19 protein-coding genes are annotated in these 20,169 nt (G+C 67.2%); 6 read left to right on the forward strand and 13 right to left on the reverse strand.

The window, feature by feature from the left end; genetic code table 11:
• The first annotated feature begins 27 nt into the window (after positions 1–27).
• From mreC to rodA, 4 genes are read left to right on the forward strand one after another with little or no spacing between them, the layout of a single operon-like run.
• Positions 28–951 (forward strand): rod shape-determining protein MreC, encoded by a 924-nt coding sequence (gene mreC / locus F615_RS0110165; RefSeq protein ID WP_019561077.1) that lies wholly within the window; start codon positions 28–30, stop codon positions 949–951.
• Between the two features lie 15 nt (positions 952–966).
• On the forward strand, positions 967–1,485 hold the full coding sequence (gene mreD, locus F615_RS0110170) for a rod shape-determining protein MreD (protein WP_019561078.1): 519 nt from the start codon (positions 967–969) through the stop codon (positions 1,483–1,485).
• A gap of 7 nt (positions 1,486–1,492) precedes the next feature.
• Positions 1,493–3,553, forward strand: coding sequence for a penicillin-binding protein 2 (gene mrdA / locus F615_RS18220; RefSeq protein ID WP_019561079.1), 2,061 nt, complete (start codon positions 1,493–1,495; stop codon positions 3,551–3,553).
• Positions 3,550–4,707 (forward strand): rod shape-determining protein RodA, encoded by a 1,158-nt coding sequence (gene rodA / locus F615_RS0110180; protein ID WP_019561080.1) that lies wholly within the window; start codon positions 3,550–3,552, stop codon positions 4,705–4,707. The genes mrdA and rodA overlap by 4 nt, the downstream gene beginning before the upstream one ends.
• Before the next feature lie 41 nt (positions 4,708–4,748).
• On the opposite strand, the gene F615_RS0110185 is transcribed toward rodA, so the two are convergent.
• From F615_RS0110185 to F615_RS0110245, 13 genes are all read right to left on the reverse strand, one after another.
• On the reverse strand, positions 4,749–5,414 hold the full coding sequence (locus tag F615_RS0110185; protein ID WP_019561081.1) for a glutathione S-transferase family protein: 666 nt from the start codon (positions 5,412–5,414) through the stop codon (positions 4,749–4,751).
• A 72-nt stretch (positions 5,415–5,486) separates the two neighbouring features.
• On the reverse strand, positions 5,487–6,548 hold the full coding sequence (locus F615_RS18225; protein WP_019561082.1) for a DUF1513 domain-containing protein: 1,062 nt from the start codon (positions 6,546–6,548) through the stop codon (positions 5,487–5,489).
• Positions 6,532–7,566: an imelysin family protein gene (locus tag F615_RS0110195; RefSeq protein ID WP_019561083.1), complete on the reverse strand. Its 1,035-nt coding sequence runs from the start codon at positions 7,564–7,566 to the stop codon at positions 6,532–6,534. Before F615_RS0110195 ends, F615_RS18225 begins: the two co-directional genes overlap by 17 nt.
• Complete coding sequence (locus F615_RS0110200) at positions 7,563–8,990, reverse strand: di-heme oxidoreductase family protein (protein ID WP_019561084.1); 1,428 nt, start codon at positions 8,988–8,990, stop codon at positions 7,563–7,565. The genes F615_RS0110195 and F615_RS0110200 overlap by 4 nt, the downstream gene beginning before the upstream one ends.
• Positions 8,987–10,171 (reverse strand): imelysin family protein, encoded by a 1,185-nt coding sequence (locus F615_RS0110205; RefSeq protein WP_019561085.1) that lies wholly within the window; start codon positions 10,169–10,171, stop codon positions 8,987–8,989. The genes F615_RS0110200 and F615_RS0110205 overlap by 4 nt, the downstream gene beginning before the upstream one ends.
• Before the next feature lie 220 nt (positions 10,172–10,391).
• Positions 10,392–11,165: a ferredoxin--NADP reductase gene (locus F615_RS0110210; RefSeq protein ID WP_019561086.1), complete on the reverse strand. Its 774-nt coding sequence runs from the start codon at positions 11,163–11,165 to the stop codon at positions 10,392–10,394.
• A 359-nt stretch (positions 11,166–11,524) separates the two neighbouring features.
• On the reverse strand, positions 11,525–11,884 hold the full coding sequence (locus tag F615_RS0110215) for a hypothetical protein (protein ID WP_019561087.1): 360 nt from the start codon (positions 11,882–11,884) through the stop codon (positions 11,525–11,527).
• Positions 11,885–11,895: 11 nt separating this feature from the next.
• Positions 11,896–12,498 (reverse strand): peptidoglycan recognition protein family protein, encoded by a 603-nt coding sequence (locus F615_RS0110220; RefSeq protein ID WP_019561088.1) that lies wholly within the window; start codon positions 12,496–12,498, stop codon positions 11,896–11,898.
• 200 nt (positions 12,499–12,698) lie between these two features.
• Positions 12,699–14,849, reverse strand: coding sequence for a TonB-dependent siderophore receptor (locus F615_RS0110225; RefSeq protein WP_019561089.1), 2,151 nt, complete (start codon positions 14,847–14,849; stop codon positions 12,699–12,701).
• Between the two features lie 35 nt (positions 14,850–14,884).
• On the reverse strand, positions 14,885–16,135 hold the full coding sequence (locus F615_RS18230; RefSeq protein ID WP_019561090.1) for a PepSY-associated TM helix domain-containing protein: 1,251 nt from the start codon (positions 16,133–16,135) through the stop codon (positions 14,885–14,887).
• Between the two features lie 234 nt (positions 16,136–16,369).
• Complete coding sequence (locus tag F615_RS0110235; RefSeq protein WP_019561091.1) at positions 16,370–16,795, reverse strand: ExbD/TolR family protein; 426 nt, start codon at positions 16,793–16,795, stop codon at positions 16,370–16,372.
• Between the two features lie 21 nt (positions 16,796–16,816).
• Complete coding sequence (locus F615_RS18235; RefSeq protein ID WP_019561092.1) at positions 16,817–17,563, reverse strand: MotA/TolQ/ExbB proton channel family protein; 747 nt, start codon at positions 17,561–17,563, stop codon at positions 16,817–16,819.
• Complete coding sequence (locus tag F615_RS0110245; RefSeq protein WP_019561093.1) at positions 17,560–18,312, reverse strand: energy transducer TonB; 753 nt, start codon at positions 18,310–18,312, stop codon at positions 17,560–17,562. Before F615_RS0110245 ends, F615_RS18235 begins: the two co-directional genes overlap by 4 nt.
• A gap of 223 nt (positions 18,313–18,535) precedes the next feature.
• On the opposite strand from F615_RS0110245, the gene F615_RS0110250 reads away from it, so the two are divergent.
• Entirely contained in the window at positions 18,536–19,648 is a 1,113-nt protein-coding gene (locus F615_RS0110250; RefSeq protein WP_019561094.1) for an AbrB family protein, read from the forward strand.
• A 309-nt stretch (positions 19,649–19,957) separates the two neighbouring features.
• Positions 19,958–20,169: hypothetical protein (locus F615_RS0110255; protein ID WP_026330218.1), on the forward strand; the 212-nt coding region annotated here is incomplete at its 3' end.

The raw sequence follows: 20,169 nt of genomic DNA on the forward strand, positions 1-20,169 counted from the left end.
CCCGAGTGTCTGACCTGCGCACGCGCCATGCCCCTGGGTACGCTGGACCGCACCCCTCCGCCGTTCTTCCGCCAAGGCCCGTCGGCCTTCACGCGGCTGATCGTCTTTTCGGCGCTGGCCCTGTTCCTGATGGTGGCCGACCGCCGGCTGAGCGTCACCGAGCCCTTGCGCGCGGTCATCGCCACGGCGCTGCATCCGGTGCAACAAGTCTTGCTGATGCCGGTCCAAGCCATCAGCGCCGCCGGCCAGTACCTGCAGGGGCTGGCCGCAGCGCGCGCCGCCGAAGCGCAGGCCCGTCGTCAGCTGGCCGATCAGGCCGTGCGTCTGAGCCGCCTGGACCTGCTCGAACAAGAAAACGCCCGGCTGCGCGAGCTGCTGCAGCTGCGCAGCACGGTGTCCACCCGCACGCTGGCGGCCGAGGTGCTCTATGACCGGCCCGACCCTTACACCCGCAAAGTGGTGATCGACCGCGGACTCACCCAAGGCGTGGTGCCGGGCTCGCCCGTGATCGATCCCACCGGGGTGATCGGCCAAGTGACCCGGGTGTATCCGCTCACCTCGGAGGTGACGCTGCTGGTGGACAAGGATGCCGTCATTCCCGTGCTCAACACCCGCACCCAGGTGCGCGGGCTGGCCTATGGCGACCCCCAGCGCGCCGGCTTGGAGTTGCGCTTCATGCCCACCAACGCGGATGTGCGCGAGGGCGACACCCTGGCCACCTCGGGCGTGGACGGCGTCTATCCCGCGGGCTTGCCGGTGGCCGTGGTCAGCCGCGTCGAACGCCGCGCCGACAGCGCCTTCGCCCGCATCCTGCTGGAGCCGGTCGGACAACTGGACAGTGCGCGTCATGTGTTGGTGCTCGAACCCGTGGGCCATGCATTGCCGCCACCGCCGGAGCCCGCCTCCGAAGCCCTGCCGCGCTCGCAGCGCCGCAGCGCCAACGGCCGCTGAACGCAGGTCTCAGCCATGATGCCGCGCGGATCCGACCAACTCTTGCTGCCGGCCAGCCCGGTGTTCATCTGGGCGTCGCTGGCCGTGGCCCTGGCCTTGAACATGCTGCCCTTGGGGCGCTCCCTGGCGATGCCCGACTGGCTGGCGCTGACGCTGGTGTTCTGGAACGTGCATCAGCCGCGGCGCATCGGCATCGGGGCGGCCTTCGTCTTCGGCCTGGTCATGGACGTGCATGAAGGCGCGCTGCTGGGGCAGCATGCCTTGGCCTACACGCTGTTGAGCTATTTCGCAATCACCATCCACCGCCGCTTGCTGTGGTTCTCGCTGCTGGAGCAAGCGCTGCAGATCCTGCCGCTGTTTTTTACCGCCCATGCGGCGCTCGTCTTGATCCGGCTGGCCGCCGGTGGCATCTTCCCGGGATGGGAGCTGCTGCTGGCTCCGGTGCTGGAGGCCGCGCTATGGCCGCTGGCCAGTTGGGTGCTGTTGGCGCCGCAGCGGCGTGCGCCCGATCCGGACGAGAACCGTCCGCTGTGATCCAGACATGACCGAGCTGAAGGACGTCGAACGCGAGCTGTCGCGCTTTCGCGCCCGGCTGTTGTTTGCCGCCGCCATGGTGCTGGCATGCTTTGGCCTGGTGGTGGCGCGGCTGGTGTACTTGCAAGTGCTCCAACACGACGAGCTCAGCGCGCGGGCCGAGAACAACCGCATCGCCGTGCTGCCGATCCCGCCCAACCGCGGGTTGATCCTGGACCGCCATGGGATCGTCCTGGCCCGCAATTACGCCGCCTATACGCTGGAAATCACCCCCTCGAAAGTGGACGACCTGGACGCCACGATCGACGCCTTGTCGGAGCTGGTGACCATCAGTGCGGCCGACCGCCGGCGCTTTCGGCGCCTGATGGAAGAAACCAAGGGCCTGGATTCGCTGCCGGTGCGCACCCGGCTCAGCGATGAAGAAGTGGCGCGCTTTGCGGCGCAGCGCTACCGCTTCCCCGGTGTGGAGGTCAAAGCGCGGCTGTTCCGCCACTATCCGCTGGGCGACGTGGGCAGCCACGTGGTGGGCTACATCGGCCGCATCAACCAGGCCGAAAAAAAGGCCATGGAAGACTGGCCCGAGGAGGAGCTGGCCAACTACCGCGGCACCGAGTACATCGGCAAGCTCGGCGTGGAGCAAGCCTACGAGCGCGAGCTGCACGGCACCACCGGCTTCGAGGAAGTGGAGACCAGCGCCGGCGGGCGCGCGGTGCGCCGACTGCGCTCCAGCCCGGCCACACCGGGCCACACCGTGGTGCTGTCGATCGACATCAAGTTGCAAGCCTTGGTCGAGCAGCTCTTCGGGGATCGGCGCGGCGCACTGGTGGCCATCGACCCTGGCAGCGGTGAGGTGTTGGCCCTGGTGAGCAAACCGACCTTCGACCCCAATCTCTTCGTCGAAGGCATCGACGTGGAGAACTGGCGCGCGCTGAACGAATCGATCGACCGGCCGCTGCTGAACCGTGCGCTGCGTGGCACCTATCCGCCAGGCTCGACCTACAAACCTTTCATGGCGCTGGCCGCGCTCAACACCGGCACCCGCACGGCCAGCCAGACGATCATGGACAACGGCGTGTTCGTGTTCGGCAACCACCGCTTCCGCAGCCACGGCGATACCGGGCTGGGTCCGGTGGATATGCGCCGTTCGATCATCAAGTCCAGCAACGTGTACTACTACACCCTGGCCAACGAAATGGGCGTGGACCTCATCCACGACCAAATGGCCCCCTTCGGCTTCGGCCAGCTCACAGGCATCGACTTGCCCGGCGAGGCGCGCGGTGTGCTGCCGTCCACCGATTGGAAGCGCCGCACCTACCGGCGGCCCGAGCAGCAACGCTGGTATGCCGGGGAGACCATCTCGTTGGGCATCGGCCAGGGCTACAACAGCTTCACGATGTTGCAATTGGCGCATGCCATGGCCACGTTGACCTCCGGCGGCCAGCGCCACAGGCCGCATGTGGTGCGCGAGATCCGCGACCCCGTGACCCATGAAGCCCGTGCGGTGAACCACGAGCCGTTGCCCCCGTTGGCGCTCAAGCCCGAACACGTCAAAGTGGTGCTCGAAGCGATGTACGCGGTCACGCAGGAAGGCACCTCCACGCGCAGCTTCGTCGGCGCGCCGTACCGCAGCGGCGGCAAGACCGGCACGGCGCAGGCCGTCTCCATCCGCCAGAACGAGCGCTACGACGCCGCCAAGCTGGCCGAGTATCTGCGCGACCATGCGCTGTACGTGGCTTTCGCGCCGCTGGAAGATCCCCGCATCGCCGTGGCGGTGATCGTGGAAAACGCTGGCTTCGGCGCGCAGTCGGCCGCGCCGATTGTGCGGCGGGTGTTCGACTACTGGCTCGCGGGCCTGTACCCCAGCGAGCAAGACATTGCCGCCGTGCAGCGCGGCGAGGCCGCCGCCCCCATCGGCACCCCTCGCCTGGCCGCCACGGTCGCCGTGCAGCCGGTCTCTTCGGCGCTGGAGGGCAGCCGCTTGAGCGGCCCGGCCATCGCCCTGCCCGCCGACGACCCGGCGTCGGCCACCCCCTTGTCGCCGGCCCCCCGCGCGGCGCGTGTGCCATGAACGTGACCTTCGAACGTCCCTCGCTGTGGCAGCGGCTCAAGCCGATGCTGTTCGGCTTCGATCCGGCGCTGTCGGCCGCGGTGCTGCTGCTGTGCGGCGCGGGACTGCTGATCATGTACTCGGCCGGCTACGACCACGGCACCCGCTTCGTCGACCATGCCCGCAACATGCTCATTGCCGCCGCCGTGGTCTTCCTGGTGGCGCAGGTGCCGCCACATCGGCTGATGGCCATCGCCGTGCCGCTGTATACCGTCGGCGTGGTGCTGCTGCTGGGGGTGGAGTTCTTCGGCATCACACGCAAAGGGGCCACCCGCTGGTTGAACATCGGCCTGACCGTGATCCAGCCCAGCGAAATCATGAAGATCGCCGTGCCGCTGATGCTGGCCTGGTGGTTCCAGCGCCGCGAGGGTCAGCTGCGCGTGCCCGACTTTCTGGTGGCTGCGGTGATTTTGGCCGTGCCGGTGGGCCTGATCCTGCGCCAGCCCGATTTGGGCACCTCGCTGCTGGTGCTGGCCGCCGGTTTGGCCGTGATCTTCCTGGCCGGGCTGTCCTGGAAGCTGGTGATCCCGGCGGTGACCGCCGCGGTGATCGGCGTGGTGGCCTTGGTGAGCCTGGAAGAGCGCATCTGCGCGCCCGGGGTGGATCTGAAAGTGCTGCACGAGTACCAGCGCCAGCGCATCTGCACTTTGCTGGATCCGACCAAAGACCCGCTGGGCAAGGGCTTCCACACCATTCAAGGCATGATCGCCATCGGCTCGGGGGGGTGGACCGGCAAAGGCTTCATGAAAGGCACCCAAACCCATCTGGAATTCATTCCCGAGCGGACCACCGACTTCATCTTCGCCGCTTATTCCGAAGAGTTCGGGCTGGTGGGCAATCTGGCGCTCATCCTGGGCTTTGTCTTTCTCATCTTGCGCGGCTTGATGATCGCCAGCGAGGCGCCCACCCTGTTCGCGCGCCTGATGGCCGGGGCGGTGACCTTGATCTTCTTCACCTATGCCTTCGTCAACATGGGCATGGTCAGTGGCATTCTGCCCGTGGTGGGCGTGCCGCTGCCCTTCATCAGCTATGGCGGCACCGCCATGGTCACGCTCGGTCTGGGCCTGGGCATGCTGATGTCGATCGCACGCAGCAAGCGCTTCATGCCGTCTTGAGCGACGCCCGGCCGCGCGCGGGCGGGCGTCGCCCGCCCGACTCAGCCGAGCTGATAGGGCCCCCCCTTGGCCAACGCGCGCTGATACGCCGGCCGGGCCTGCATGCGCTGCAACAGATGGCGCAGCAGCGGGTAACGATCGTCCAGTCCGCCCCGTGCGGCCGACGCCTCCAGCACGAAGCTCATCTGGACATCGGCCGCCGTGAACTCATCGCCCGCAAACCAAGGGCGATCGGCAAGTTCGGACTCCATGAACTCGAGATGGCGCTCGATGTTGGGCCTGACGACCAGGTCTTTGACCTTGCGCGCAATGCCCGCAGCCACCGGACGCACCAGCCACGGCGACTTGCGCTCCACCATGTCGAACACCAGCTTCATCACCAGTGGCGGCATCGCCGAACCTTCGGCAAAGTGCATCCAAAAGGTGTAGCGCAGCGCCTCGGGCGTGCCTGGCGCGGGCTTGAAGCGGCCTTGGCCGTAGCGGTCCACCAGGTATTCCAAGATGGCGCCGGATTCGGCCAGCACCAGCTCGCCATCGGTGATCACCGGCGACTTGCCCAGCGGATGCACCTGGCGCAACTGCGGCGGCGCCAGCATGGTCTGGGGATGACGCTGATAGTGACGGATCTCGTAAGGCAGCTGCAGCTCTTCGAGCATCCACAGCACGCGCTGCGAGCGCGAGTTGTTGAGATGATGGACGGTGATCATGTGAACCGGGGGGGTCGAGTCTCAGCCTCAAGCTTACCGGCAAGCGGCATCGGCTCCGGCGCCGCGTGTCGTTCAGACCCGCCAGTGATTGTCCAGCTGCAATGCCGGCACGCGCAGGCGCTCGGTGGCCAAGCCGGCCTCCGGATGCCCGCCCATCCACAACCGCTCCTGGGGATCGACGGCCAACGCGCAGGCCTCGCTCAGCGGCACCCAGCCGCGCGCCCGCCCATCGGGGTGGTACAGCGCCACTCCCCCGGCGCGCGGACAAGCCACCGCAAAACCCTCGGCCGTGCCGGCGATGTCGCCACCGTAGCCGGCCAGCGGCCGATCGAAAGGCACCGCGCGCAAGCCCTCGGGCTCCAGCAGTGCCAGCACCGGGGCGTGCTCGCGCTGTGTGGCCTCATCGTGCTCGGCTTGCAAGGCCACGCCCAACCGCGATCCGCTCCATGCCAGGTGGCGCACGCTCAGCCGCTCATCGCGCAACCGCCATTGCCCCAACAGCTGCCCGGCACGCCAGTCCAGACACACCAGCGAGGCGTCCATGCGGTCCAAGCCCCACTTGCGGCGCCCGGTCTCGGGACGGGTCTCGATGCCGCCATTGGCCACATACAAGCGGTCCGGGTGCTGCCGATCCCACAGCAGCTGATGCGGATCACGGCCATGGCTGGGCCATTCCTGCATCACCTCCAAGGTCCTTGCATCCCGTACGGCCACGAGGCCCATGCCGCTGTCCAGGTCGGTTTCGGTGGTCAACACCACGCGGCCCTCGGGATGGGGCAACACATGGCCATTGAGGCTGCGGCCGGGGTCCAACCAGGCCCATCGCGGTGATGTGGCCGGCGCCCAGCGCAGCAGCCAATCCCCCGGGCGGCGGGCCGCGGCATACACGCTGCCGTCCGGGCCGATCCACACCCCGTGCGCCCGGGTGGGCAGGTCCACGGCCGTGTGGACACGCCAGGCGCCTTGCGCCCTGTCGGCCAGCAGCCAGCCCACTTGGTAGCGCCCGTCGGCCAACCGCCAACTGGCCAACAGGCGCGGCCCCGGCTCGGCCCAGGCCCAGGCGCTGGCCCCACCCAGGGCCGCCCCCAGCCACAGGCCGAAACGTCGCCGCGTGAGCTCAATCGCCATCGGCATCGGAAAACCCCATCCTCACATCGAAGGCCGGCGCCAGTTCGGACTCCGCCAGCCGTTTGAGGGCCGCCAGCGCCTGCGCAGCCCCGGTGACCGTCTCCGGCTGCTGCGGCGTGGCCGCCAGCACACCGCGTTCGGCCCCCTCGACGGCTGCGCGCCAACGGTCGGCCAGCTCGTTCCACCCGCGACCGCGCAAATACGATTCGAAAGACACCAGCCCCTCGCCCGGCGTCGGCACCTGCGCGCCGGCACGCGCCAAGGCCGCGATCGCTTCCCAATGGTGGCGCCAGCTCTGGACCGTGCGGCCGCTGGTTTGCCGCGGCAGGGTCTGCAAGGCGCCGGAACGCAGGGGTTTTTCCATCGCGGCCCAACGCAGCCGCTCCACGGCCCCCACCCATTGATTGACCAGTTCGTCCATGCCGGCGGCCACCTCGGCCTCGGACCAGTCCTGCGGGGTGCGCTGCGCCAAGCGCTCGAAGTCGTCACGCAGGGCCTGCATGTGGCGCGTCAGATCCTGCCCCAGTTCCTGCGCATACGCACAAGCCGGGCTGGCCGCAGCCATGGGCTGACGCCACAGCAGCCACTCCAGCGCGGGCCAGCCCTTGGCCGGCGTGCCGATGCGTTCCAGCGCCTCGGCCCCGCGCGGTTGCGCACGCACGGCCCGCTCGATCAGATTCGGCCGGGTCGGCGCAAAATCGATCTGCCGCAGGCTGCGTCGCCACAGCACGGGCCCAGTGGCCACGGCCGACAGCCGCTCCCAGGCCGCCACGGCCTCGCCCCAGCGCCGGCGCGCCTGCTCCATGCCGAGCTCGCCGCGGCACGTGGCCCCCAGGGTCTGCGCCAGCACGAGCGCGGCTTCATGGGCGGCACGCGCCTGAGGGACCGCAAACCACCGATACCACCCCACCAGCACATCCGCCGGGGTATAGAACGGCACGGCCACCACCTGCCAAGAGGCTTGGGCTTGCGCACCGCCGGCCATGCCCAGCGCGAGGGCCCCCAACACATGTCGACGGTTCACAGCGACTCCACGAACTTCACCAAGGCCTCCCGATCCTCGCGGCTCATGCGCAGCACCTGTTGTTTGCTGTCCTCGGCCTCGCCGCCATGCCACAAGATCGCTTCCAGCACCCCACGCGCCCGGCCATCGTGCAGCAAACGCTGGTGGCCGTTGACATCGCGCAGCAGCCCGATGCCCCACAGCGGTGGCGTGCGCCACTGACGGCCATGGGCTCGAAAGTCGGGCCGACCGTCGGCCAGCGCCTCGCCCATGTCGTGCAGCAGCAAATCCGTGTAGGGCCAGATGGTTTGATCTTGCAGCGCCGGGCTGCTCAGCGGCGGAAACGGCGCCTGCGCCGTGCGATAGCTGGGACGGTGACACACCGCGCACTGCGCTTGCGCAAACAACTGCTGGCCGCGCAGCACCTGCGGATCGCGCGCGTGGCGGCGCGCCGGCGGGGCCAGCGTAGCGGTGTAGAAAATCACGTCCTGCAACGTCTTGTCGTCGATTTCCGGCGCCTGACCTCGCGCCCCTCGGGGCGCGGCCAAGCAATCGGCTTGCGCAGGCGTGCAAGCCTCTTGCGGGAAATACGAGGACGTGATGCCCATGTCCCCGAGAAACGCTGCGGCCGTTTGGTGAGCGACGGTGGCCACATTGGCCTTCCAGCCGAAGCGGCCGATCATTTCGCGGCCGGTCACCACGTCCCACACCCGGTTCGGCTGGCCCTTGATGGGCCCGGGCATCGCGGCCTGCTCGGCGGCGTTGCGCTCGATCTCGGCTTCGGGGATGGCTTCGAGCAAGCCCATGCCGATGACCTGCGGCGCGATGCGCGGGCTGAGCATCACGTCGCGCGCCATCGGCCCGTAACCCAGCTTGCGAAAGCCATAGATCGGTTGCTGCAAGGTGTACGGCGTGCCGTCGGCGAAGCGCCCATGCACCGGCTTCCAGCGGATCGTCACCTCCCCTTCGGGCTTGACGCCCGGCACCGCGGCATTGGTGAACTGATCGCCGTAGACCGGCTCGGGCAGGGGGCCGCCGTGCGCATCCCGACCCGGCACCGACAAGCGCAACAACAGCGCCACCGGCTGCTCATCGTTGAGCCCTCGGCGCAGCTGCGGCGGCGCACCGCGGCCATCCATGGCGTGGCAGGCGCCGCAGGAGCGGGCGATGAAATGCGGACCCAGGCCGTCGCGCGCAGTGGTGGACGCCGGAGCGATCACCCAGTTGCGCTTGAAAAACGAGTTGCCGATCACGAAGCGCGTGCGCTCGGCATCGCTCAGATTGGCCGCCGGAAACGAAAACGCGTTCTTGCCGGTGGCCCACACGGTGGTCGCCCCCCCGGTGCGCTCGCCCAGCGGATCGGCAGGGTCCGGCACGACATCGGAGCGGACCGCCGGGCTGACCCACAACGCCAGCCCCAGCCACAGGCACGCACGGGCGTTCACGGCTGCACGAGGGTCAGCTGCGTGATGCCAATGGCCGCGGCGGCATCGACCAAGTCTTTGCTCTGCTGCGTCAAGCTGTCGATGGCCGCCTGGATGCGGCGCCGACCCGGTGCATCGGCCCCACCGATGATTTCACGGTCGAAGGGCGCTTGGATCGCTTCGGTGGCCAGCACCGAGCGACGAATCTGCGCCGTGGTGCGCTCGGCCAGGGCGGCATCGTGGGCGGCCACCAGATCACGCAGGCCGGGGCCTTGCAACACTCGACCATCGGCCCGCCGGTAACGGCCGAGCCAGACATTTTCGATGCCCAAGGCATTGGCCACCGCGTCCCGGTGCGTGTTGTCGGAAAAGCAAGAATGCTCGTCTTCCTGATCCTGGCTGGCCAAAGCCACCTCCAGCCGTTCGCCGGCCAGCTCGCCGCGCGACAGCGAACCCAGGCCCACGAACATCTTGCGCAGCGATTCTTGGCCCCCGCGCTCGAACGCGGCGCGGTAGTTGTTCTTCACACCAGGCGCCCAGGCCCGCACCAGGGAGGTCAGATCCTCGATCAGGATCTCGGTGATGAGGCGCAAATACGTGCGCCGGCGGTCGGCGTTGGGCCTTTTGCCGTCGATGAAATCTTCGAAACTGCGATCGCCCGGTCCGGTCTCGGACAGATCCTGCCCCCAGAGCATGAACTCGATCGCATGCCAGCCGGTGGCGATGTTTTCCTCTCCGCCGCGCTCGTTGAGCTCGATGAGCGCCTTTTTCGTCAAAGGCTGCTTGCGATCATTGATCAAGCCGGCATCGGGGCGCCCCTCGACATAATCCACATAGGACTCATCCATCGGCCAGGCGTTGAGCCGCCCCTCGGGGCCATGGTCGTCGTCGATCGGGCCGCCATAGAAGCGATAGGCCTCGGTTTGGCCATAGAACTCGCGAGCATCCAGCCAGGCCCGGCGGGCGGCTGCCAGGGTCTGCGGCGAGGGCGCCGCCAGGAACGCCGTGATGGCCTTTTGCATCGCCCGAGCCGCCGTCAAGGTGTCCTCGTAGCTCGCGTGCACCAGGGCGGCATGATGACGAACGACCGCCGCAGCCGTCACGGCCGCAGGGTTCACCGAGGCCGATGCGGCCGACGCCGCCTGGGCGAACGCCGCCGGCACGGCCACGAGCCACACCAAGCTCAACAGCAGGGACTTCATGCACGGACTCCTTGATCGAGTCCGTCATTGTATTTGGGAATTATTCGTATTACCGATCTCGACCGATTCGCCAGGATTTCCGTCCCGTGTGGACCCGCGCGGGCTCAAACCGCCCGCCAAGGCCGACTGGACCCGACCCTTGCGGCGGGATCGGCGGCCCATGGACGGCGGCCCCTGCCTCTGGCAGGGGCCGCAGGGGCCGGGTGCGCCGCAGGGCCGCTCACTGATCGGCGAAGGCGCGCTCGATCACATAGTCGCCAGGCCGCGAGGTGTTGCCCTCATGGAAGCCGCGCGCATCCAGCATGCCTTTGAGGTCCCGCAGCATGGCCGGGCTGCCGCAGATCATCACGCGGTCGTGCTCGCGGTCGAGCAAGGGCAGGCCGAGGTCCTCGAAGAGCTTGCCGGTTTCGATCAACGTGGTGATGCGGCCCTGGTTGCGGTAGGGCTCACGCGTGACCGTGGGGTAGTACAACAACTGCTCGGAAGCCAGTTCGCCCAGGAATTCATGTTTGGGCAGCTCTTCGGTGATGAGATCCTGATAGGCCAGCTCGGCCGCATAACGGCAGCCATGCACCAGCACCACTTGCTCGAAGCGCTCGTAGGTGTGCGGGTCGCGAATCACGCTGAGGAACGGCGCCAGCCCCGTGCCCGTGGCCAACAGGTACAGGCGCTTGCCGGGCAGCAAATAGTCCAGCAGCAAGGTGCCGGTGGGCTTGCGACCCACGAGAATCGTGTCGCCTTCCTTCAAATGCTGCAAGCGTGAGGTCAGCGGCCCATTGGGCACTTTGATGCTGAAAAACTCGAGATGATCCTCGTAATTGGCGCTGGCCACGCTGTAGGCCCGCAGCAGCGGCTTGCCGTCGACTTTCAGACCGATCATCGTGAAATGGCCGTTCTGGAAGCGGAAAGCCTGGTCGCGAGTGGTCTTGAAGCTGAACAGACGGTCGGTCCAATGACGCACGCTCAGCACACGTTCTTCGTTGAAGGCACTCATGGTCGAGAAGATGGGAAAGACAGCGAGACTGCGCAGACTTCGAGCGAGCGCCAGACGGGCGGCTGACGCGGGCCGGGTCCTGCTGCAATGCAGCAGAACGAGGCTGGATCATACATTCGCTCGAGCTATGAGTCACCCATACATAAATAACATCCTGATCTAAGGCAAGGGTGTTGCGAACGGTTGGTTCGCGGCTTCTCAGCAGATGCCCTCCGTCAACGCGGGCCCACCGGATGCTGAGACTCCGTAGGGCTTCGCGCCGGCAGTGGCGAAAGAACACCGCGGCCGACGCAAGAACTGGTCGGCTTCACGGCACTGGGTGTCGAAAACTGCGCCAAGCGAGGTCTTCCGCGTGCATTTCAGCGCCGAAGCAGATCTTCGCAATCGTCGCAGACCAGCAGCCACTCACGCCCATCGCATCGCAAGACACCCGTCCAAGCCGCTGTGATCCGCCAGGCGCAGGTGAGTCCTTGGTAATGCAGTACCCCGAGTGCTGCACAGGGGGCGTGCTCGTAGTGATCGTGCAAGGTTTTGGCGTCCACCAGCTTGGCTCGGCGGAAGAAGGCTGCTGCATCTGCATGACGATTCGGCACGTCGGCCGAGGTGCAGCGCTGGGGTTCGGTGGATTCGAAGTCAGCGACGTAAACGTCTCGAACAGCGTCGGCCCTGAATGCTGACGGTCCCGTCGCACAAGCACTGATGAGAACCACCCCCGCCATGGCGACCCTCCTCAGCGCCATACGGCACTCCCCGCCTCGTCCGGATGTTTGTACGATACCTGCGGATGGCGGAAGACATCGGCAGCCGTCATGGAAAAGTGGCGGTAGATCTCGTCGAGCAACCACTGCAATCGGTGATTCTGCTCCGCCGTTACCGCTTCATAGCGCGTTTCATCGATGTGTCTGCCAACCAGCTCGATACCGATGGAATCGCTGTTGACCGGGAAGCGGTCGGGGTAGGTCTTGCGCCTTTCGATGTCGTTGATGGCGGCAATCTGAGCGGACCATCCCAAGGTGAGCGCCTTGGCAATCTCCGGGTCGCGACAGTTCGTTTTCAACAGCTCCAGGCAGCGTGATTTGATACGTGCCCCCACATGAAAACATCGCTTGAAAAGGCTCGCTGTCTGGTACAGGGTTCCGTTTTTCGCGATCAAGAAATGCGCACCATGCCCGCCACGGGCATAGGCATAGAACGTTGCCTGCTCGTCTGCCGCATCTGTTTGATGGATGACGATCGCGCGAGCGGCCTCTAAGGCCCCGTGTTCGATCTGGGGAAACCGACGATGTTGCACGTGGGCATGCACAAGCATGCCCTCCTGATCGATCTTCGACAACGGAACCTCCTTGAGTCTTGTTAGATGCGGCAGCCAACGAGTCTAGGCCGCCGCTCCTGCCCGGGACAAGACTCTTGTCGTGAGCGAATGTGACAACCGCTTGCCAAAGGGATCGAGGTCGCGCGATCTACTTTCGTCCACCCCATGCAGCCCGGCTCCCCGTCCTACGCTTTGGCATACCCTGGATCCCGTCTGTGCGCTCAATACGTCCAGTTCAGGCTGGCGCTCACGTGGCGGGGCGCCCCAGCGTGGTTCTGCGACCAGTACAAGCTGTTGATGTAGCGCTCGTTGGTGGCGTTGCGCAGGTTCAGGCTGGCGCTCAGGTGCCGGCTGATCTCGTAGCGCGCCATCAGGTCGAGCAGGGCGTAGCTGTCCTGGAGCACGCGCGCGGTGCCGCCGCCGGCCAGGGCCTCGTCGCGATAGCTGCGGCTTTGCCAGTTCACGGCCGCGCCCAGCTTCAGGCCCGGCAGGGCCGGCACCCGGTAGCGGGCGGCCAAGCGAAACATCCGTCGCGGCACGAAGGTGCGCGCGGCGTTGCCCTCCTCGTCCTCCAGACGCAGCTGGGTGTAGCTGCCGGCGAGTTCCCAGTCGCGGCCCAGGCGGCCGGCCAGGTCCAGCTCGAAGCCGGTGGAGGTGGCGTCGATGCCCTCGTAGTAGCTGCCGTTCGGGCCGAAGCCGGCATAGACCGGGTCGTTCTTCTGCGTCACGCGGAAGACCGCCAGGCTGCCGTGGAGGCGGCCCTCGAACCACTCGCCCTTCAGGCCCGCCTCGACGCTGCGGCCGTCGATGGGGTCGAGCACGCGGTTGGCCGCATCGACCTTGAACTGCGGGTTGTAGATCTTCGTGTAGCTCGCATAGACGGTGTGGTGGGCATCCAGGTCGTAGAGGGCGCCCAGGTAGGGCGTGGTCTTGAGCTTGCGGTAGCGGTGGGTCTCACCGTACTGGATGCCGTCGCTGCGGGCCTGCGTCAGGTTGGCGCCGGTGATGAGCCTGAAGTCGTCGCTCAGGTGGAAGCGGACCACGCCATAGAGCGTGCGGCGGTGGTCGGTGAAGTCCGCCAACCCGTCGACCCGCGCCTTGTCGAAGTCGGGGCGCGGGGTGCGGCCGTCGAGCATGTCCTCCTCGGTCAGCGGCTCACCCACGCCGGCGTAGCTCGAGCGCAACGCATTGACGCTGCGCGACCCGCTCACGCCCACACGCGCCTCGTGCTCCCTCCCGGCCAGGGTGAAGGGGCCACTGAGGTTCACATCGGCCATCCACTGGCGCTCGCGGTGGCGGTAGGCCGAGGGGTAGGTGGTCAGGCCCGAGCCATCGGGGTTGAGGGTGCCGGCCACGTAGAACAGCTCCGCATCGGAGCCGAGTTCACGGTGCAGCACCGTGGCCCGGCTGCGCCAGCCGCCGCCCCAGCCGTGGTCGAGCTCGACGAAGGCCTGGGTGTCGTCGGTGTGCCAGTAGGTCCACCCGGGCGCGCTGCTGGCCGAGCGCGGGTAGTTGGTCAGGCTGCCGTCGCTTCGATGGAGCGGCAGGCCGCCCCACATGATGCCTTCGGGACGGTTGCGCTGCTGGCTCACGCCGCCGGTCAGCACGGTGTCGGGACCGAGGTCGGCTTCGAGCATCGCACCCAGCACGGTCTTGCGCAGGTGGTAGCGGTCCAGGTAGGAATCCCTGTCCTCCACCGCGGCGATGAGGCGGCCCCGCAGGCTGCCGGCCTCGTTGAGCCCACCGCCCACATCGGCATCGAGGCGGCGCTGGTGCCACGAGCCCAGCGTGAGACCGGCCGCGGCCTGGAAGCCGGGTGTGGGCCGCTTGCGCACGAAATTGACCGTGGCCGAGGGGTTGCCGGTGGACGAGCTCAGGCCGTTGGCGCCTTTCACCACCTCGACGCGGTCGTACAGCGCGGTGTCGATGTCGCCGAGCTGGTCGCCGGTGGCAAAGGGCAGGCCCAGGCCATCGACCTGGAAGTTGGTGATGTCGAAGCCGCGTGCGCTGAAGTAGGTGCGGTCGGTCTCGACCCGCTCGACGCGCACGCCGCTGGTGGCCGACAGCAGGTCGCGCACATCGCGCAGCGCGAAGTCGTCGATCTGCGTGCGCGTGACCACGCTGATGGACTGCGGCGTCTCGCGCGGCGAGAGCCGCAGGCCCGTGGCGGTGTGGGTGGCGCGCGTGGTGTAGCTGTCGCGGCCTTCGGTGGCGGCGCGTTCGGATTGGCCGGTGACGGTGACGGCCGGCAGGGCCTCGCCCGCCGTTGCGGCGGACTCGTCGGCCGCCCAGGCGGCGGTGGCGCCCAGCCACAGGGCCAGGGCATGCAGGATAGGGTGAGGGCCCAGGTGCTGCGGCCGGGACACGGACATGACAACTCCGGGAAGGTTGAGGAAGGGAATGCGGTTCAGGCCAGGTCTTCGCGCATGCGCGGGGCCGGCGTCGCGGAGGCCGCCGCCTCGGCCGGCACGGCCCGACGGCCGCGGCGCTTGCGCCACCAGATCACGATGCCGGTGACGCTGAGCACCACGACCACCAGCCCCATCACGAGCACGAGGAGCCGGTACGGCAGGCCGAAGACCTTGCCCATGTGCAAGGCGGCCAGCCAGCTCGTGAAGGTATTGCCCGGCGCGATCTTGGGATGCTCGAAGGCGAGTTCGGCGCCATGCGGGTCTTGCGCCGAGAAGTAGACGACGGTGTGCCCATGGTCGTCGGCGAAGTCCTGATCGCTGATCACCGAGTAGTACCAAGCGCCGTGTTCGCGGGCAAACATCAATGCATCTTCTTGCTGGATCACGAAACCATGACGCGCCGCCCGCGCGGCCATCAGTTCGCGCCCGCGCTCGCGCGCTTGCTCCCAGCTCATGTTGGCCTGCATCAGCGGGGCATGGTGCAGATCGGGCAAGTGCTCATGCGCATCCACCGTCGGCACGATGCGCTTGAGCACCGGCAGGTACAGCTCGTCTTTGAGGTTCAGGCTCACGCTGGAGACCGCATAGACGATCAACATGCCCCACAGCCACAGGCTCAGCGCGCGGTGCAGGTCGAAGTTGATGCGGTAGGCGCTGGCAGACCACTTCACCATCCAGGCCGGCTTCCAGCCGCGCCAGAAGCCCTGGCGGCGACGGGGCAAGGTGAGGTAGAAGCCCACGAAGCTGTCGAACAACCACACGAAGGAGATCACCCCAAAGAGCCACATGCCCCAGGGGTAGGGAATGGTCAGCGCGTAGTGCAACTGATAGACCAGCGGCATGAAATGGGCGCGGTCGAAAATCCAGGCGCCGCGCTGCCGCTCGCCCAGCACTTCGGCGGTGTAGGGGTTGGCGAACACCTCGTAAAAGCGCAGCGTCTGCGCCCCCTCCGGGCCCACCAGGCGCCAGGCATAGAGCTTGTGCGAGCGGCCCGGCTCGCGGTGCAGCGGGTGGTAGTCGAGATGGGCGTTGCCCGGCAGTGCGCGCTCGACGCGCTCGCGCAGCACGAGCGGATCGAGCAGCGGCACATCGCTGCGGTCCTCGACGAGCATCAACTCCGGGTTGAGCGCGGTGTCGATCTCGTCATAGAAGGCGAGCAGGCTGCCGGTGAGGCCGGCGATCACGAGAAAGCCCGCGATCGCCAGGCCGGCGTAGCGATGGGCTAGTACCCAGAAGTGTCGGGTCATGGCTGGCTCTCTTTCTGTAAAGCTGGCGGTGACGGGTCAGAAGCGCAGGCGGAACGCAGGCGGCGGCCTTGCTCCGCTAGAGCCCCTGGAGAACAGTGAACTGCCCACCAGTGAACGGGACTTGCCTGGGGCCGTGACTGGACACGCACGGGGACCTGGGTCTTGGAGACATGCGGCCGGTGGCGTACGCGCCGCCACCCCCACCTGCTAGGCCGCCGGGTGGGGCGGGATCGGTCAGCGATCCTCGGGTTCGCTGATGAAACCGATCTTGGTCAAACCGGCCTTGGAGGCATCGGCCAAGGTTTCGGCCACGAAACGATAGGGCACGGCCTGATCGGCACGCAAATGCACTTCGGGCCGCTGGGCCTCGGGCCGCGCGCCTTCGATCTTGAAGCGCTCGATGGCTTGCTCGCGCGTGACCACCTCGCCGTTCCAATAGCGCGTGCCTGCCGCGTCGATCGCGAACTCGACCTTCTCGGGCTTGAGCTGGTTTTCATGGGCGCTCACTTGCGGCAAGTCGAGCTTGACCGAATGCGTGAGCAGCGGTGCGGTGACGATGAAGATCACCAACAGCACCAACATCACGTCGATGAGCGGCACCATGTTGATCTCCGACATCACCGAGCCGGAGGACTTGTTGTCAAAACTGCCGAAAGCCATCGCAACACTCCCGGCCGCCGCTCAGGCCTTAGCCGCCGGCTTGAGCGAACGCACGTTCTCGGCCTTGGCGCCGCCGCCGAGTGCCTGCCCGGTGGACAAGAAAGCGAACAGATCGAACGCGAAGGAATCGAGCTTGGCGGCCAGCACCCGGTTGCTGCGGGTCAGCCAGTTGTAGCCCATCACCGCGGGAATGGCCACGGCCAACCCCAAGCCGGTCATGATGAGGGCTTCGCCCACCGGGCCCGCCACTTTGTCCAAGGTGCCCGCCCCGCTCATGCCAATGGCCACCAGCGCATGGTACACCCCCCAGACCGTCCCGAACAGACCGACGAAAGGCGCAGTCGACCCGATGGTGGCCAGCACGGTCAAGCCGTTTTCCAAACGCGTGTTTTCCTCGTCCAACACCTTCTTCATCGTGCGGGTGAGAAAGTCTTGCGCGCCGCCGGCTTCCTCCAGTTTGGCCGCGCCGTACTTGGCATGATGGGCCTGCGCGTGCATCGCGTGGGCGGTCAGATGCGAGAAGGGATCACGCACGCCATGGGTGGCGATTTCGTTTTGCACCTGCTCCAGCGAACTGGCATTCCAAAAGAAATTCAAGAAGGCCTCGCTGCGACGCTTGCGCAAATAAGCCGTGATGCCTTTCATCAGGATCAGATACCACGACAGCGCCGACATCAGCAGCAACACGACCAGCAAGGTCTTGCCCACGGCATCGGCCTGGGCAATGAAATGGCCAAAGCCCAAGGTGGTTTCGGAATTCACGATCAACTCTCCAAATCAAAAACGATGGGAGCGGGCACCCACACCGCCTGGGGCACGCCGTTTTCGGTATAGGGACGGAAGCGCGCGCCACGCATGGCATGGATGGCGGCATCGTCCAGCCTTTGGTAGCCCGAGGACGTCTGCACACGCGCTTGCAGCGGTCGGCCCTGCTCATCCACCAGCACCAGCAGCACGACGCGGCCCTTCTCCCCCAGACGCCGCGACAACATCGGGTACTGCACCCGCGGTGGCGTGAGGTATTGCACCGCGCTGGCCGACACCGTCTTGGGCTGCGGAGCCGGGGGGGCCGGCGGCGCAGGCGGCGCCGGCTGCGTCAAGGCCACGGCGGGTTCCGGCGGCGGGGCAGGCTCCGCGGGCGGCTCGGGCACCACGAAAGGCGCCGGCGCCGGCTGCGGCGGGGCCGGCGCGGCAATCACCGGCGCGGGCGGAGGCGGCTTGCGCACCACGGGCCGCGGCGGTGGAGGCGGAGGAGGCGGCGGCACCGGGGCCGGTGGGGGCGGCGCGGCCACCACGAATTCCACGAAGATCGGGGCCGCCTGACCCACGACGGTGCGCACTGCCTCGATCTGCATCAGCCCCCAACCGGCACCCACGTGGGCTGCAACCACCGCAGCCAAAGCGAGCACACGCTCACGACGGCCCAGGCCCGGCTCGCCCGCACCCGGCAAATGCCGCACGTCCAGGTCGGCCCATGTCTGCGCGGCCGAAGGAGAGGCAGAAGTCACGTCATTCATCTGTAATGAGAACGATTCGCATTATAGGGTTTTCCAGCAACGTCGCGGTCCCCATGCGCGAGCAGCGCACTCATTGTCATCCCAGGTGCGAGCGCTGACATGCGGCAAACACCATTTCACCGCGCCCACATCCGCGCACACCGCAGCGACCTTGTGAAAGATCCAGGCTAGCATGACGGGCTGCTGCCAACGGCCTTGGAACCTCGGTGAGGCCGCCGCGGCAGTGCATGCCTTCGATGTCGTCTCGAGCACACCGCATTTGAGCCCCGCCCGTCATTTGTCCTCCTGGCCGCGGCCGGCGCGCTTGGCCTTCACGCTGGGGCTGGCCCTGCTAGCTGGCTGGTGTTGTGAGCGCATACACACACCCTTGCCGTGGATGCTTGGCCCTTTGCTTGCCACAGCCGCCGGCTGCATGGCCGGATGGCCTCTGCAGAGCAGCCGCACGCTTCGCAATGCCGGACACTGGGCGATCGGCACGGCCTTGGGTTTGTATTTCACCCCGCAGGTGGTCGGCGTGGTGGTTCGCCATGCGGGCGGCATCCTGGCCGGCATCGCCTGGGCTTTGAGCTTGGGGCTGGCCTTCGGCTTGCTGCTGGCGCGCCTGAACCGCGGCACGCCGGGCTTGGATGCGGCCACCACCTATTTCGCCGGCGCGGTCGGCGGCGCCTCGGAGATGGCCCTGCTGGCCGAGCGCCATGGCGGCCGGGTGGACTTGGTCGCCTCGGCCCACAGCGTACGCATCCTGCTGGTGGTGCTGCTCATCCCGTTTGGCTTCCAGGCGCTGGGGCTGCGCGGTTTGGATCCCTTCGTGCCCGGCCCGGCGCAAGTGCATGGCGCCGGGCTCGTGCTGTTGATCGCACTGACGTGCGTCGGCTCCCTGCTGTTGCAGCACCTGGGCAAACCCACCCCATGGGTGCTGGGCTCCCTTGCCGTGGCTGCCACGCTCACGGCTAGCGGCATCGAACTGTCGGCCTTGCCGGCATGGATGACGCACCTGGGGCAAGTCTTCATCGGTGTGGCCCTGGGCACGCGCTTCACGCCCGCCTTCCTGCGCACCGCCCCGCGTTGGCTGGCCACGGTGGCAGCCGGCACGCTGGCGATGATCGCGTTGTGCGCGGGCTTCGCCTGGGTGCTGGCCCGTGGGATGGGGCTGCACCCGGCCACGGTGTTGCTGGGCACCTCGCCCGGCGGCATCGCTGAAATGTGCATCACCGCCAAGGTACTGCAGCTGGGCGTGCCCATCGTCACCGCTTTCCATGTCACGCGCATGGCCGCCGTGGTACTGCTGGCCGGCCCGCTGTTCGGTTGGTTGCAACGCCGCGGCTGGCTGGGCTGAGCCACCGCATCACATCAAAGCATGATCGAGGCACGGATCCCGTGCCGAGCCGTGCGTGGGGATGGTGTTGCGCCAACGCGAACACCGGTCGCTTCTGCGGTTCAGCGGCGCCCCACCGGCCCCAAGGCCGATCCCCATCGACGGGGCTGAAACGGCGCGTTCAGAGTGGAGCAGCAATCAGTAACCGCCTGCAAACCGAGGCAACGGTTTGTAAAACCCTGGAATGCTGGCTTTTCAAGAGGTCTGGAGCTTGTCCATACTGCGCGCCGCTTGCCACGGCGAGCAGCACACCATCCACAGGGAGGATGCATGGACCAGGCCCAAGCCGCCGCGGCGCGACAAGCCGCGCGGGCCCTCTTTGGCGTGCCCATCGAGCAAGACCGCCGCTTGCTGAGGCTGCACGCGCAAGCGCTGCCGGGGGTGGCCCCGGCGGGGCTGGTGGCGCAGCGCGTGCGCATCGAAGAAGGCCTCAGCCAACCCTTTCACATCGACATCGAAGCACTCAGCCCGGCCGCGGGGCT

This window comes from Caldimonas manganoxidans ATCC BAA-369, assembly GCF_000381125.1.
Lineage (GTDB): Bacteria > Pseudomonadota > Gammaproteobacteria > Burkholderiales > Burkholderiaceae_C > Caldimonas > Caldimonas manganoxidans.